Annotated in this window: 11 protein-coding genes; 3 read left to right on the top strand and 8 right to left on the bottom strand. The window is 67.8% G+C overall.

The annotated features are described in order from the left end of the window. Window positions 1-98 precede the first annotated feature (98 nt). Window positions 99-1,334, top strand: a complete 1,236-nt coding sequence (locus U4012_RS26120) for an MFS transporter (RefSeq protein WP_124488965.1) — start codon at window positions 99-101, stop codon at window positions 1,332-1,334. Between the two features lie 71 nt (window positions 1,335-1,405). On the opposite strand, the gene U4012_RS26115 is transcribed toward U4012_RS26120, so the two are convergent. The 3 genes from U4012_RS26115 to U4012_RS26105 form a co-directional block, all read right to left on the bottom strand. Next, window positions 1,406-1,678, bottom strand: a complete 273-nt coding sequence (locus U4012_RS26115) for a hypothetical protein (protein ID WP_044846079.1) — start codon at window positions 1,676-1,678, stop codon at window positions 1,406-1,408. A gap of 74 nt (window positions 1,679-1,752) precedes the next feature. Beyond that, a complete protein-coding gene (locus U4012_RS26110) occupies window positions 1,753-2,562 on the bottom strand; it encodes a 5'-methylthioadenosine/adenosylhomocysteine nucleosidase (RefSeq protein WP_321802164.1) in 810 nt (269 codons plus the stop codon). Then, window positions 2,559-4,922 carry a UvrD-helicase domain-containing protein gene (locus tag U4012_RS26105; protein ID WP_321802163.1) on the bottom strand — a complete coding sequence of 788 codons (2,364 nt, stop codon included), beginning with the start codon at window positions 4,920-4,922 and terminating at the stop codon, window positions 2,559-2,561. Before U4012_RS26105 ends, U4012_RS26110 begins: the two co-directional genes overlap by 4 nt. Before the next feature lie 214 nt (window positions 4,923-5,136). Here U4012_RS26105 and U4012_RS26100 point away from each other — a divergent pair, with 214 nt between their 5' ends. Beyond that, a complete protein-coding gene (locus U4012_RS26100; protein WP_321802162.1) occupies window positions 5,137-8,004 on the top strand; it encodes a valine--tRNA ligase in 2,868 nt (955 codons plus the stop codon). Between the two features lie 87 nt (window positions 8,005-8,091). Continuing rightward, entirely contained in the window at window positions 8,092-8,976 is an 885-nt protein-coding gene (gene galU / locus U4012_RS26095) for a UTP--glucose-1-phosphate uridylyltransferase GalU (protein ID WP_044846083.1), read from the top strand. A 59-nt stretch (window positions 8,977-9,035) separates the two neighbouring features. Here the strand turns inward: galU and U4012_RS26090 are convergent, their stop codons facing one another. The 5 genes from U4012_RS26090 to U4012_RS26070 all read right to left on the bottom strand — a co-directional run bounded on the left by U4012_RS26090 (window position 9,036) and on the right by U4012_RS26070 (window position 14,803). Next, window positions 9,036-9,650, bottom strand: coding sequence for a DUF4136 domain-containing protein (locus tag U4012_RS26090; RefSeq protein WP_321802161.1), 615 nt, complete (start codon window positions 9,648-9,650; stop codon window positions 9,036-9,038). A gap of 37 nt (window positions 9,651-9,687) precedes the next feature. Further along, window positions 9,688-12,075, bottom strand: coding sequence for a CHASE2 domain-containing protein (locus U4012_RS26085; RefSeq protein WP_321802160.1), 2,388 nt, complete (start codon window positions 12,073-12,075; stop codon window positions 9,688-9,690). Between the two features lie 10 nt (window positions 12,076-12,085). Continuing rightward, complete coding sequence (locus U4012_RS26080) at window positions 12,086-13,447, bottom strand: FecR domain-containing protein (RefSeq protein WP_321802159.1); 1,362 nt, start codon at window positions 13,445-13,447, stop codon at window positions 12,086-12,088. Next, window positions 13,444-14,148 carry a response regulator transcription factor gene (locus U4012_RS26075; protein ID WP_006490421.1) on the bottom strand — a complete coding sequence of 235 codons (705 nt, stop codon included), beginning with the start codon at window positions 14,146-14,148 and terminating at the stop codon, window positions 13,444-13,446. The genes U4012_RS26080 and U4012_RS26075 overlap by 4 nt, the downstream gene beginning before the upstream one ends. A 229-nt stretch (window positions 14,149-14,377) precedes the next feature. Beyond that, a complete protein-coding gene (locus U4012_RS26070; protein ID WP_321802158.1) occupies window positions 14,378-14,803 on the bottom strand; it encodes a peptidase in 426 nt (141 codons plus the stop codon). Between the last annotated feature and the right edge of the window lie 112 nt (window positions 14,804-14,915).

The following is a 14,915-nucleotide window of genomic DNA, read 5'->3' as shown; positions in this document are numbered from 1 at the left end:
TCTCGATACGCCACATTAGACTTCTTTGACGCAACAACGATTCGAACGCGCCGATCCCCATCAGAGCGCGTCCCGTCACCTCAACTCGCTCAGCTCACATGGAAACCAGCCTCGATACGGGCGCCGGCACCGCCGCCGCCCAGCCGTCTGCTCCACGCGCCCCGCGTACCGTCTACCCGGTGCTCGGCGCGATCAGCTTCTCGCACATGCTCAACGACATGATCCAGTCGTTGATCCTCGCGATCTATCCGATGCTCAAGAGCCAGTTCGCGCTGTCGTTCGCGCAGATCGGCCTGATCACGCTGACCTACCAGATCACCGCGTCGCTGCTGCAGCCGCTCGTCGGCCTGTATACGGACAAGCGGCCGAAGCCCTATTCGCTGCCGGTCGGGATGGGCTTCACGCTCGCGGGGCTGCTGCTGATGTCGGCCGCGCCGAACTTCGCGACGCTGCTGGCGGCGGCGGCGCTGGTCGGCTGCGGCTCGTCGGTGTTCCATCCGGAATCGTCGCGCGTCGCGCGGATGGCGTCGGGCGGCCAGCACGGGCTCGCGCAGTCGCTGTTCCAGGTCGGCGGCAATGCCGGTTCGGCGCTCGGGCCGCTGCTCGCCGCCCTGGTGATCATCCCGCACGGCCAGCACAGCATCGCGTGGTTCTCGGCGGCCGCGCTCGTCGCGATGGTCGTGCTCACGCAGATCGGCCACTGGTACAAGAAGCATCCGTCGATGAAGAAGAAGGCGGCGCCGGCCGGCCATCCGACGCTGTCGCCGGGCCGCGTGCTCGCCGCGATCGGCGTGCTGGTGCTGCTGGTGTTCTCGAAGTACTTCTATCTCGCGAGCATCAACAGCTATTTCACGTTCTACCTGATCGACAAGTTCCACCTGTCGGTGCAGGCCGCGCAGATCCACCTGTTCGTGTTCCTCGCGGCGGTCGCGGCCGGCACGCTGATCGGCGGGCCGGTCGGCGACCGGATCGGCCGCAAGTACGTGATCTGGGTGTCGATCCTCGGCGTCGCGCCGTTCACGCTGCTGCTGCCGTACGCGAACCTGTTCTGGACGAGCGTGCTGAGCGTGATCATCGGCGTCGTGCTGGCGTCGGCGTTCGCCGCGATCCTCGTCTATGCGACGGAGCTGATGCCCGGCAAGGTCGGGATGGTCGCGGGCCTGTTCTTCGGCTTCGCGTTCGGCCTGGGCGGCGTGGGCGCCGCCGTGCTCGGCCAGCTCGCCGACGCGACGAGCATCACGTTCGTCTACAAGGTGTGCTCGTTCCTGCCGCTGATCGGCGTGCTGACGGTGTTCTTGCCGAACCTCGAAAGCAGCCGGCGCAAGAAGGCGTGACGAAACGGCCGCGGCTTGGGTGCCGCGGCCGTTGGCTCAACAACCTTGCGAAACGTTTCGTTGAGCGGTTATCAGTGCCGGGGTTCTCGTGTGCCGCGACCGAACATTCGCGCACCCAGCCAGACCAGCACGATCGCGATCACGAAGCTGACGCCGAGCATGGTGCTGATCAGGATGTCGCCCTGGCCGTGAACACCGAGCGTTTCGAACACGCGGAACAGCGGCTCGAACGCTCGCCACCCCGCCCCGCTTTGAAACCATTCATCCAGCGGGGAATTCGCCAGGCCGAGATAGACCGGGATCGTCAAGACGATCGCTGCAAGCAGGCGGACAAGCACTTTCATTGGACGATCACTCGACCGTAGTACTTCATCCCGGTGCCCGGAATCTGGCACCGGCCTGCGACTTCAAGACTTGCCTACACGATGGCTGCACCATTCTCCGTCGCATGCAACGTCAGGAACCGCTTCAGGATGCCGGACGAATAGCTGCTCGCGATCGCCGACAGGAAGTGCGAGAACGACTGCGTCGCGTGATCGTCGGCCGTATCGGAGATCGTGCGCACGATGGCGAACGGCACGTCGTGTTCGGCGCATACCTGCGCGATCGCCGCGCCTTCCATCTCGACCGCGAGCGCGTCCGGCAGCGCGTCGCGCAGCGCGACGACTTCCCGCTCGCTCGACACGAAGCGGTCGCCGCTGATGATCAGCCCGCCATGCAGCGTCCCGCCGGCGAGCCCGAAACGCGCGGCGAACTGCGCGCCCTCCTCGGCGACGAACAGCGTGCACGCGGCCTTCAGGCGGGCCGTCAGCGCCGCGTCGGTCGCGAACCGCGTGATGCCGAGCAGCGGCACCTCGTAGCGCGGAAACAGCGGCGACGCATCGAGATCGTGCTGCAGCAGCGTGTCGGCGACGACGACGTCGCCGACACGCACCGTGCGCGACACGCCGCCGGCGACACCGGTGAACACGACGCCGGACACGCCGAACACATGGATCAGCGCACTGACGGTGGCGGAAGCCGCGACCTTGCCGACCCGCGCGAGCGTGACGACGCAGGCCGCGCCGTGCACGGTGCCGACGTGGTAATCGCGGCGGCCGAGCGTGATCGTCTTCATCACGCCGTCGGCGCGCATCGCGGCGATCAGGTCGCCGAGTTCCTCGGGCAGCGCGGCCAGAATGCCGAGCGGACGCGTCGATACCGTTTCAACCATGTCGATGCTCATCATTCCACCGCCTGCAGTTTCGCGACCGCCAGCGCGAGCCACTTCTCGCCGTGCCGCTTGAACTTCACCTGCGCCTTCGCATCGGCGCCGCTGCCTTCAAGCGCGGTGACCGTGCCCTCGCCGAACTTGGTATGGAAGACCGGCTGGCCGACGCGGAAACCGGTGTCGGCTGCGCGCTGCTTGTTCGCGAAGGCCGGCAGCGGCGCGGTGACCGCCGCGTCGACGACCTGCTCGCGGCTGCCGCCGCCCGGCCGCGCGAACCAGTCGCGCCCCCAGCCGGCGTTGTCCGAGCGGCCGCCCCAGCGCGAGCCGGCCTCGACCTTCGGCGTGAGCCACTTCAGCACGTGCTCCGGCAGTTCGTCGAAGAAGCGCGAGCGCACGTTGTAGCGCGTCTGGCCGTGCAGCATCCGGCTCTGCGCGAACGACAGGTAGAGCCGCTCCTTCGCGCGCGTGATCGCGACGTACATCAGCCGGCGCTCTTCCTCGAGGCCGTCCGATTCGAGCACGCTGTTCTCGTGCGGGAACAGCCCTTCCTCGAGGCCGGTGATGAACACGGCCGAGAATTCGAGGCCCTTCGCCGCGTGCACCGTCATCAGTTGCACCGCGTCCTGGCCGGCCTGCGCCTGGTTGTCGCCGGCTTCGAGCGACGCGTGCGACAGGAAGCCCGCGAGCGGCGTCATCGTGTCGGGGTTCTGCGCGGGGTCGCCGAGCGGCGCCGGGTCGAGCACGTCGACCGACGGATCGCCTGCGTCCACGCCGAGCTCCGGCGCCGCGATCGCGCCCGCGCGCAGCGGAATCGAGCGGGCCGGTGCGTCGAGCCCGTAGCCTTCCTCGCTGACGAACGCGGTGGCCGCGTTCACGAGTTCCTGCAGGTTCTCGAGGCGGTCCTGGCCTTCGCGCTCGCCCTGGTAGAAATCGGCGAGGCCGCTCGCGCGCACGACGTATTCGACCGTCTCAGGCAGGCTCATCTGCTGCGTCTCGGCGCGCATCTTCGCGATCAGGGTCGCGAATGCGCCGAGGCTCGTGCCGGCCTTGCCGGTCACGTACGGAATCGCGGCGGCCATCGAGCAGTCGTACAGGCGCGCGGCGTCCGCGAGCTGCTCGATCGAGCGCGCGCCGATCCCGCGCGTCGGGAAATTCACGACGCGCACGAACGCAGTGTCGTCGTTCGGATTGTCGATCAGCCGCAGGTACGCGAGCGCGTGCTTCACTTCCTGGCGCTCGAAGAAGCGCAGGCCGCCGTACACGCGATACGGAATGCCCGACGTCATCAGCGTGTGCTCGATCGCGCGCGACTGCGCGTTGCTGCGATACAGGACGGCCACCTCGCTGCGCGACATCCCGGTGTTGATCAGCGAGCGGATCTCCTCGACGATCCAGCCGGCTTCCTGCGCATCGGTGCTCGCCTCGTACACGCGCACGGGCTCGCCGTGACCGGCGTCGGTGCGCAGGTTCTTGCCGAGGCGATGCGCGTTGTTCGAGATCAGCTGGTTCGCCGCATCGAGGATGTTGCCGTGCGACCGGTAGTTCTGCTCGAGCTTGATCAGGTTGCGCACGCGGAATTCGTCTTCGAAGTCGCGCATGTTGCCGACGTTCGCGCCGCGGAACGCGTAGATCGACTGGTCGTCGTCGCCGACCGCGAAGATCGCGTTCTCGCCGCCCGCGAGCATCTTGAGCCACGCGTACTGCAGCTTGTTGGTGTCCTGGAACTCGTCAACGAGGATGTGCCTGAAACGCGCCTGGTAGTGCGCGCGCAGCGGCGCGTTGTACGCGAGCAGCTCGTAGCAGCGCAGCAGCAGCTCGGGGAAATCGACGACGCCCTCGCGCTGGCACTGCTGGTCGTACGCCTGGTACAGCTCGACGAACTTGCGGTTGAAGTTGTCGGACGCGTCGACCTTGTCGGGTCGCAGCCCCTGCTCCTTCGCGTTGTTGATGAAGTACTGGACGTTCTTCGGCGGGTATTTCTCGTCGTCGACGTTCGCCGCCTTCATCAGCCGCTTGATCGCCGACAGCTGGTCGGCCGTGTCGAGGATCTGGAAGGTCTGCGGCAGGCCGGCGTCGCGCCAGTGCGTGCGCAGCATCCGGTTGCACAGCCCGTGGAACGTGCCGATCCACATCCCGCGCGTGTCGATCGGCATCATCGCCGACAGCCGCGCCATCATCTCGCGCGCGGCCTTGTTCGTGAAGGTGACGGCGAGCACGGTGGCCGGCGATGCGTAGCCCTGCTGGATCAGCCACGCGATCCGCGTGATCAGCACGCGGGTCTTGCCGCTGCCCGCCCCCGCGAGGATCAGCGCCGGTTCGTTCGGCAGCGTGACGGCGGCGTATTGTTCAGGGTTCAGATTGGCGAGCAGATCGGGCATGGAGCGGCAGCGGACGTGCGAGAAAAATGCGGACCCGCCATTATAAGTCGGCCGCGCGATGCCGTTTCCGATCCGTTGTGCCGCGGGCCGTCGCCCGCGCTGCGCGCCCCTTGCGACGCGCCCGCGCGGGCAAGCGATGGCTGGCCGATGTGCATCCATTTATAATTGTCAGATTCGGCATCCAATTCACGCATTTTTCGGCAGATTTCCAACCATGAGCGACAGCACGCTTGCGAAGAGTTTCGAGCCCCACACCATCGAGTCCCAATGGGGGCCGGAGTGGGAAAAACGCGGCTATGCCGCCCCGGCATTCGACCCGGCGCGTCCCGATTTCGCGATCCAGCTGCCGCCGCCGAACGTCACCGGCACGCTGCACATGGGCCACGCGTTCAACCAGACGATCATGGACGGCCTCGCCCGCTACCACCGGATGCTCGGCGAAAACACGCTGTGGGTGCCCGGCACCGACCACGCGGGGATCGCGACCCAGATCGTCGTCGAGCGCCAGCTCGACGCGCAGGGCGTATCGCGCCATGACCTCGGCCGCGAGAAGTTCGTCGAGCGCGTGTGGGAGTGGAAGCAGCAGTCCGGCTCGACGATCACGGGCCAGGTGCGCCGCCTCGGCGCGTCGACCGACTGGTCGCGCGAATATTTCACGATGGACGACAAGATGTCGGCCGCCGTGCGCGACGTGTTCGTCACGCTGTACGAACAGGGCCTGATCTACCGCGGCAAGCGCCTCGTGAACTGGGATCCGGTGCTGCTCACCGCGGTGTCCGACCTCGAAGTCGCGAGCGAGGAGGAAAACGGCCACCTGTGGCACATCCGCTACCCGCTCGTCGACGGTTCGGGCTCGCTGACCGTCGCGACCACGCGTCCGGAAACGATGCTCGGCGACGTCGCGCTGATGGTCCACCCGGAAGACGAGCGCTACGCGCACCTGATCGGCAAGCTCGTCACGCTGCCGCTGACGGGCCGCGAGATCCCGGTGATCGCCGACGACTACGTCGACCGCGAGTTCGGCACGGGCGTCGTGAAGGTCACGCCCGCGCACGACTTCAACGACTACCAGGTCGGCCTGCGCCACAACCTCGCGCCGATCGAGATCCTCACGCTCGACGCGAAGATCAACGACAACGGCCCCGAGCAGTATCGCGGCCTCGACCGCTTCGACGCGCGCAAGGCGATCGTCGCCGACCTCGACGCGGAGGGCTTCCTCGACTCCGTGAAGCCGCACAAGCTGATGGTGCCGCGCGGCGACCGCACGGGCGTCGTGATCGAGCCGATGCTGACCGACCAGTGGTTCGTCGCGATGACGAAGGCGGCGCCGGAAGGCACGTTCAACCCCGGCAAGTCGATCACCGAAACGTCGCTCGACGTCGTGCGCAGCGGCCAGATCAAGTTCGTGCCGGAAAACTGGACGACCACCTACTACCAGTGGCTCGAGAACATCCAGGACTGGTGCATCTCGCGCCAGCTCTGGTGGGGCCACCAGATTCCCGCGTGGTACGGCGAGAACGGCGAGGTGTTCGTCGCGCGCGACGAGGAAGAGGCGCGCGCGCAGGCCACCGCGAAGGGCTACACCGGTGCGCTGAAGCGCGACGAGGACGTGCTCGACACGTGGTTCTCGTCGGCGCTCGTGCCGTTCTCGTCGCTCGGCTGGCCGAACGAAACGCCTGAACTGCAGCACTTCCTGCCGTCGTCGGTGCTCGTCACCGGCTTCGACATCATCTTCTTCTGGGTCGCCCGGATGGTGATGATGACGACGCACTTCACCGGCAAGGTGCCGTTCCACACCGTCTACGTGCACGGTCTCGTGCGCGACGCGGAAGGCCAGAAGATGTCGAAGAGCAAGGGCAACACGCTCGACCCGATCGACATCGTCGACGGCATCGACCTCGAGACGCTGGTCGCGAAGCGCACGACCGGCCTGATGAACCCGAAGCAGGCCGCGACCATCGAGAAGAAGACGCGCAAGGAATTCCCGGACGGCATCGCCGCGTTCGGCACCGACGCGCTGCGCTTCACGATGGCGTCGATGGCGACGCTCGGCCGCAACGTGAACTTCGACCTCGCGCGCTGCGAAGGCTATCGCAACTTCTGCAACAAGCTGTGGAACGCGACGCGCTTCGTGCTGATGAACTGCGAAGGCCACGACTGCGGCGCCGACAAGCCGGAAGTGTGCGGCGCGGGCGACTGCGGCCCCGGCGGCTACCTCGACTTCTCGGCGGCCGACCGCTGGATCGTGTCGCTCCTGCAGCGCACCGAGGCCGACATCGCGAAGGGCTTCGCCGATTACCGCTTCGACAACATCGCGACCAGCATCTACAAGTTCGTGTGGGACGAGTACTGCGACTGGTACCTCGAACTCGCGAAGGTGCAGATCCAGAACGGCACGCCGGAACAGCAGCGCGCGACGCGCCGCACGCTGCTGCGCGTGCTGGAAACGGTGCTGCGCCTCGCGCACCCGATCATCCCGTTCATCACCGAAGCGCTCTGGCAGAAGGTCGCGCCGCTCGCCGGCCGTTATCCGCAAGGCCAGGCCGAGGGCGAAGCGTCGCTGATGACGCAGGCGTATCCGGTCGCGAACCTGCAGAAGATCGACGAGGCGTCCGAACAATGGGCGGCCGACCTGAAGGCGATCGTCGACGCGTGCCGCAACCTGCGCGGCGAGATGAACCTGTCGCCGGCGACCAAGGTGCCGCTGCTCGCGGCCGGCGATGCCGAGCGCCTGCGCTCGTTCGCGCCGTACGTGCAAGCCCTCGCGCGCCTGTCGGAAGTGCAGATCCTGGCCGACGAAGCGACCCTCGACAAGGAAGCGCACGGCGCGCCGATCGCGATCGTGGGCCCGAACAAGCTGGTGCTGAAGGTGGAAATCGACGTCGCGGCCGAACGCGAGCGCCTGTCGAAGGAAATCGCGCGCCTGACGGGCGAGATCGCGAAGTGCAATGCGAAGCTCGGCAACGAGGCGTTCGTCGCGAAAGCGCCGCCGGCCGTGGTCGAGCAGGAGCAGAAGCGCGTCGCCGAATTCCAGAGCACGCTCGAAAAACTGCGCGCTCAGCTCGATCGGTTGCCTGCGTAACAAACGGTAAGGTCGTTTGCGTTCACTATAATCGGAACGTGAACATAGGCTGTCTGACAAGTCGATTACAGGAATAAAGGTTCGATCATGTTGAAAGTCACCAAGGCGGTATTCCCCGTTGCCGGTCTCGGCACGCGGTTCCTCCCGGCAACGAAGGCGAGCCCGAAGGAAATGCTGCCCGTCGTCGACAAGCCGCTGATCCAGTACGCAGTCGAGGAAGCGATCGCCGCGGGCATCACCGAGATGATCTTCGTGACCGGGCGCAGCAAGCGCGCGATCGAGGATCACTTCGACAAGTCGTACGAGGTCGAGGCCGAACTCGAGGCGCGCGGCAAGGAGAAGCTGCTCGAGCTCGTGCGCAGCATCAAGCCCAGCCATGTCGACTGCTTCTACGTGCGCCAGCCGGAAGCGCTCGGCCTCGGCCATGCGGTGCTGTGCGCGGAGAAGCTCGTCGCCGACAATCCGTTCGCCGTGATCCTCGCCGACGACCTGCTCGACGGCAACCCGCCCGTGATGAAGCAGATGGTCGACGTGTTCGACCACTATCACAGCTCGGTGATCGGCGTGGAAGAGATCCCGCCGTCGGAGACGAAGTCGTACGGCATCGTCGACGGCAAGGAGTGGGAAGAGTCGATCGTCAAGATGTCGGCGATCGTCGAGAAACCGGAGCCGGAAGTCGCACCGTCGAACCTCGGCGTGGTCGGCCGCTACATCCTGAAGCCGCGGATCTTCGAACACCTGCGTGCGCTGAAGCCGGGCGCGGGCGGCGAGCTGCAGCTCACCGACGCGATCCAGGCGCTGCTCGCCGACGAACAGGTGCTGGCCTACAAGTACCAGGGCACGCGCTATGACTGCGGCAGCAAGCTCGGCTACCTGAAGGCGACGGTCGAGTTCGCGCTGCGCCACCCGGAAGTCGGCACCGACTTCGACGCGTACCTGCGCGCGCGTGGCAACGGGCAACCGGCTGCCTGAACGCGGCACGGGCCGGCCTCGCCTCCCCGGCGGGCCGCCCTCGCCTCACGGCCGGCGCGTCAGCGCGTGACGGCCGGCTTCACCGAGACGACGCCCGGCATTGCGCCCGCGTCGTCTTTTTTCGTCTTCACGAGCCAGCCGTCACCCTGCTCGAACGGCAGCTTCGCGAGCGCGCTCTTCACGAGCGTCGGCGCGGCCTGCTGCGTGAGCGTATCGCGATCGCGCAGCGACGCCGACACGCGATAGACGTCGACGCCCGTCTTCGCATCGACGAAACGCAGCGTCAGCACGTGGCGGTACACCTTGCCCGCGAACGGCAGCGCGAACGGCGCCGGTCCGTCGACGGTCACGCACGCGCTGCTTGCCGCGCCGCACTGGTCGGCCGTCGCCGCGACCGACGCCGGCTGCGTCGCATACGCGATCGACAGCCGGTAGCGCGCGGCCTGGCCAGGCTGCGCGTCGAAGCCGCGATGCGCGAGCTCGTCGCGCACGAGCGTCTCGATCTGCCGGTATTCGGCATCGTCGGCCTGAGCGGCCGTGCGCACGAAATCGTAGCCGTGCGCACCGGATGCGAACGCATTCGGCTGCCCGAGCGCGCTCACGCCGGTCGTGACGCCGGCGCAACCCGTCAACAGCGACGCCGCCAGCGCGGCCGCTGCCCATTCCTTTCTCATGACTTCCCCCAAATGCCTGCCGTCGTGCCCGGCCCTGTCAGGCGGACGGCTCGTCGATCGCGGGCAGCGACACCGTCACCGCGGTGCCGACACCCACTTCGCTGTCGACCGTCACGCTGCCGCCGTGGCGCGTGACGACCGTCTTCACGAATGCCATGCCGAGCCCGGAGCCCGAGATTTCGGGCCGCTCGCCGGCATGGAACCGCTTGAAACGCTCGAACAGATGCTGCAGATCTTCCGGCGCGATGCCGTACCCCTGATCGCGAATCGTACAGAAGATCCGCTTCGATGCATGCTCGACCGACAGCGTACACGCGATCACCGTGTCGGACGGACTGTATTTGACTGCGTTGTTCAGCAGGTTGACGAACGCGCGCGTGATCAGCGAGCGGTCGGCGCGCGTCCAGCACATGTCGGCCCCGACGTCGGTCTCGATGCGGATGCGCTTTGCCTGCGCCTGCGGCCAGACTTCGTCGCTCGCGTCGATCAGCACGTCGACCAGGCTCGTCGGTTCGAGCTGGTACGCCTGCGACTCCGCGCGCGCCAGCTGCACGAACTCGTCGGCGAGCGACAGCGCACGGTGCGCATAGCGCTCGATCCGCGCGAGCAGCCCGCGCATCGCGTCGGTTTCGACGCGATCGCGCTCGATCTCGACGAGCGCGAGGATCGACGACTGCGGCGAGCGCATGTCGTGCGACAGCAGGTGCAGCGCCTCCTCGCGCTGCCGCTCGGCCGCGTGCAGCTCGGTCACGTCGACCAGACCGGCGATCCAGCCCGTCACGCGGCCCTGCGCGTTCGTACACGGGGCGTAGCGTAACAGATGGTCGAGCCCGTCGCGATCGCGCACCTCGATGCCGCGCGCCATCGCTTCGTCTTCGGCCCCGAGCGTCGGGTCGAGCGCGTCCGGCCAGTGTGCGCGGATCGTGACGTCGTGTTCGGCGTTGCCGTCGACGGTCTTCATGAAGGTCAGCTCGCCGAGCGCGGCGCGCAGCGGCCGCCCTTCCGGCACCGGCAGCGCGAGCCGCGAACCGTAGCGCTTCGCCGCATGGTTCGCGATCAGCACGGTGCCGGCCAGGTCGGTGACGAAGATCGGCTCCGGCATGCTGTCGAGGCTGTCCCACACGAAGCGCTTCATGTCCTGCACGCGCTGCGCGGCCTGCGCCATCAGCGCCATCTGCCGTTCGAGCACGTCGCCGCCGACGCTACGCGTGCGCGGCGCCTCGGGCAGCAGGTGCGGCTCGTCGGCGAGCCGCTGCAGCTCGCGGCGCAGGTACGACATCGTCATTTCCAGGCGCCGCCAGTTCCAGATCGGGTAGACGGCGACCAGCCCGAAGATGGCCGGCGCGGGCGACAGCCACACGCGCGCCTCGAACAGCAGCGCCAGGCTCGCGACGACGGCCAGCGCGGCCAAGCTCAGCGTCAGCAGCAGCGCGCGCCACGGCGACAGCATCAGGAAGCCGCCCAGCAGCACGGCGAGCGGCAGCAGCGAGGCGGCGAAGAGTCCGGCACGCGATGCAGGCAGGATCGCGCTGCCGGTCGTCAGCATGTCGAGCACGTTCGCGTGGATGTACACGCCGGCGAGCGGACCGAAGTCGCCCGATACCGGCGTCGCGAAGCGGTCGTAGAGGCCCGACGCCGTCACGCCGACGACGACGATCTTGCCGCGCAGTGCGTCGGGTTTCACGCGCCCTTCGAGCACGTCGTCGAACGACAGCGTCGGATACGCGGGCGTGTTGCGGCTGAACGGGATCAGGTAACGGCCGTCGCCGGTCGCGTCGCGCGACAGGTCGTGCGCTTGCGCGCCGGGCGTGCCGCCGACCGGATGCAGCCGGCCGGCCTGGATCGCACGATAGACGGGCACCATCAGCTGCGGCCAGCGCACGCGGCCGTCACTTTCGAACAGCGCGACGCTACGCACGATGCCGTCGGGATCGACTTCGAGATTGATGTGGCCAAGTCCCATCGTGCGTGCCGACAGCTCCGCCACCGGCGGATCGACGGTGCGCGTGCCGTCCGCCTGTTCGGGGCTCAGCAAGACGGGCAGGAAGGTCGGCACACGGGCCATCGCGTCGGCGAACGCGCGATCCTCCGGCGACTGCTCGGTAAACAGCACGTCGTAGACGACCGCGGCCGGCTGCGCACGCGCCAGCGTGTCGAGCAGCCGCGCGTGCACGCTGCGCGGCCACGGCCAGCGGCCGAGTGCGGACACGCTCGGGTTGTCGATGTCGACGACGACGACGTCGGGCGACAGGGGCAGGCTGCGCAGCATCAGCAGCCGGTCGTAGATCAGCCCGTCGACGCTCGACGACAGCCGGCCGAGCGCGCACGCGAGTATCACCGCGATCCCGAGGCAGCCGATCGCGATCCACTCGATCAGGAAGCGACGGCCGAGGCGCCGCCGCGGGGAAACGGAGTCGGTTTTCATGCGCCGCGGGTCAGCGCGACAACGTGAACGCGCTGACCGGACTCGTCTTCTGATAGAACTTGCCGCCCTCGAACTCCTCGACCGTCACCGCCCAGTAGTAGTCGCCGGGCGGCAGGTGGGAGACCGTGATCCGGCGCGCCTGCAGGCCCATCTGGTCGACGACCGGCGCGCTCAGGTCCTTCGAGTGCGACAGCACGAACCGATAACGCGCGTCCTTGGCCGCGTCGTTCGGCGCCCAGCGGAACTCGTAGCCGTCCGGGCCGGGCGACGCGCTCGCATCGAGCCCCATCAGGCGCCGCTCGAACGCGTAAATGTGCGGCATGCCTTCGAGGCCGTTATCGTCGATCGCGGAAATCCGGACGAAGTACGTGCCGTTCGGCACCTCGCGGAACACCGCGCGCGACGAGACCGTGCGCGTTTCGCTGAACAGTTCGAGCATCCCCGCGTCGCGCGCGAGTTGCAGGTGATAGGCATGCGCATGCTCGAGCGGCGCGACGTCGAACGTGAGGTCGGGCTCGTCCTGCACCTTGTCCGGATGCGTGAGCGCGGGCGCCGGCAGCAGCTGCACGGGTGCGCCGACCGCGCCGGACGACGTCGTGACGCTGCCGAAGTTCGCATGCACGAGCGTCGGGTCGGCCGGCTGCTGCTTGCCCGCGACGCCGACGGTGCCGTCGAGCACCTCGACACGCGTCGCCGCGTTGCCGGCGGCGTCGTAGTTCACGCGGAACCGCGTGCCGCGCACGCCGGCCACGACCGACGGCGAGCGGATCTGGAAGCGGTCGTCGCGCTTCTTCAGATGCGTGACCTCGCTGTCGACCGAGCCGCGCGTGAGCTCGAACTCGCGATCGAGCGTGCCGGTCAGCACGGTGCGGCGCAAGGTCTTCAGGTCGAGCTGGCTGTCGGGCGGCAGGCTCATGTGCGTGCCGTCGGCCAGTTCGAGCGTCAGGAAGCCGTTCGCGCCCGTGCGCACGCGGTCGCCCTCTGTCAGCGTCGCATCGTTCGCGAGCGGCGCGTACGCGTCGCCGGACGCGCGCTCGGCCGTGCCCTGCACCGCGACGACGCGCGCGGTCAGCTTTTCCTTGCGCAGCCGCGCGACCGGCAGCTTCAGCGCGATGTCGGGCTGCAGGTGTTTCGGCGCGGGCACGCCGTTGATCCGTTGCAGCAGCTGCCAGTCGTCCGGGCCCTGCAGGTAGCGCGCGGCGACGTCGTACAGCGTGTCGCCGGCATGCGTGCGGTAGACGACCATCTTGCCCGCGGCAGCGCTCGGCTGCGCGACGGCCTGCTGCGCCGCGAACGCAAACGCGACCGCGCACGCCGCATGCAGTGCCGCCGTGCGCAGGCTCGCCGTGCGCTGCGTGATGCGCCGGGTCACTCCGGCTCTCCCTGACCGACCCGCTCGAGCCGGTAGCCGTAGCCGTAGATCGGCGCGAGGCGATAGCCGTTTTCCGGCCGCAGGCCGAGCTTCGTGCGCAGCATCGAGATGTGCGTGTCCATCGTGCGCGACGGGATATCGGTCGCCTGCTTCCACACGAGATCGAGAATGTGCGCGCGCGACAGCGGCCGGTCGAGGTGCTGGAACAGCAGCAGCGCGAGCTCGAATTCCTTCTGCGTGAGGCTCACGGCCTTGTCGCCGACATACGCCTGCTTCAGGTTCACGTCGAAGCGGAACTGGTCGAACTCGCGAACGGTCGCCTCCGCGTTGACCGGATACGCGCGGCGCAGCAGCGAGCCGATGCGCGCGCGCAGGATCGGGCCCGACACGGGCTTGACCACGTAATCGTCCGCGCCGGCGTTGAGGATCTGCGTGATCCCCGCCTCGTCGTCGCGGCTCGTCATGAAGATGATCGGCAGGCTGTGCTCGGTCTGGTTCGCACGCACCCACTTGAGCACTTCCTCGCCGGACATGTCGGGCACGTTCCAGTCGAGCACGAGCAGATCGAACGTCTCGCGCTGCAGACGCTTCTTCAGGGCCTTGCCTTCCTTGAACGCATAGCACGTGTGGCCGACGGCCGTCAGCGTTTGACTGACGAAATCCGTCTGGGCCGGATCATCATCCAGTACAGCAATTCTCATAGCACCCCGCAAATCGAAATCGATTCGTCCAGTTCAGCTCCCCGCACTCATCCCGCCGCGCAGCATGCGCGCGGCGCCCGACACCGGCCGGCGAGCCGTCGTTTGCCGAGCGCGCAACCTGCGCGACACGGCGCCCCGGCCACCCATCTCAAAAACGGGGCACGGACGAACCGGCGATTTCATCATAGTAGTATGAAATTCGCCAAGAAATTGCGCGGACTACGGTCCTTTATTCGAATAATCCTTCCCGTCGCGCAACTGGCGGCGCTTCCGGCTGGCCCAGCGTGGGCTGCCCCAGCATGGGCTGCCCCAGCATCCGCTCCAGCTGGCTGCGCACGCGCTCCCAGGCCGGCGCCGCATAGTCGGGCTGGCTCGCCGCCCACGCCTGCGCGAGATCGAACACGCGCCCGATCGTCGCGCCGCAATACGTGAAGCCCGCGCCGTCGTCCCGCGCGGCGCCGCGCAGCCGTTCGTCGAGCGATTCGGCCAGCCACGGCATCTCGGCCGCCGCCGAATCGGCATACGCCTCGAGCGCGGCACGCGCGTGGCGATCCCGTTGCGGGTCGAGCTCGATCCGGCTCAACCCCGCCGCACGTGCGGGCACGATGCATTCCGCTGCGGACGGACTTCGAATGGTCCCTGGTCTGAAGGACATGTCCTCTCCCCGTTTGTACGACGGCAGCGTCAGGCATGGCCCCCGTGCCCGCCTCGTATGACGTACCGTGGCCGGTGCATCCATCCGAGACGGACGACCGGCCGGGTCAGTA

Origin of the sequence: Burkholderia sp. BCC1988 (assembly GCF_905339895.1) — a bacterium.
Taxonomy (GTDB): Bacteria; Pseudomonadota; Gammaproteobacteria; order Burkholderiales; family Burkholderiaceae; genus Burkholderia.
The sequence above is the reverse complement of the archived record's forward strand: the minus strand, read 5'-3'. Positions and strand labels throughout refer to the sequence as shown.

Excerpts from the sequence above, each read along its gene's own strand:
- U4012_RS26070 (WP_321802158.1), bottom strand. The coding sequence starts at position 14,803 with ATGTCCTTCAGACCAGGGACCATTCGAAGTCCGTCCGCAGCGGAATGC.
- U4012_RS26100 (WP_321802162.1), top strand. The coding sequence starts at position 5,137 with ATGAGCGACAGCACGCTTGCGAAGAGTTTCGAGCCCCACACCATCGAG.
- galU (WP_044846083.1), top strand. The coding sequence starts at position 8,092 with ATGTTGAAAGTCACCAAGGCGGTATTCCCCGTTGCCGGTCTCGGCACG.
- U4012_RS26105 (WP_321802163.1), bottom strand. The coding sequence starts at position 4,922 with ATGCCCGATCTGCTCGCCAATCTGAACCCTGAACAATACGCCGCCGTC.
- U4012_RS26115 (WP_044846079.1), bottom strand. The coding sequence starts at position 1,678 with ATGAAAGTGCTTGTCCGCCTGCTTGCAGCGATCGTCTTGACGATCCCG.
- U4012_RS26075 (WP_006490421.1), bottom strand. The coding sequence starts at position 14,148 with ATGAGAATTGCTGTACTGGATGATGATCCGGCCCAGACGGATTTCGTC.
- U4012_RS26120 (WP_124488965.1), top strand. The coding sequence starts at position 99 with ATGGAAACCAGCCTCGATACGGGCGCCGGCACCGCCGCCGCCCAGCCG.
- U4012_RS26110 (WP_321802164.1), bottom strand. The coding sequence starts at position 2,562 with ATGATGAGCATCGACATGGTTGAAACGGTATCGACGCGTCCGCTCGGC.
- U4012_RS26090 (WP_321802161.1), bottom strand. The coding sequence starts at position 9,650 with ATGAGAAAGGAATGGGCAGCGGCCGCGCTGGCGGCGTCGCTGTTGACG.
- U4012_RS26085 (WP_321802160.1), bottom strand. The coding sequence starts at position 12,075 with ATGAAAACCGACTCCGTTTCCCCGCGGCGGCGCCTCGGCCGTCGCTTC.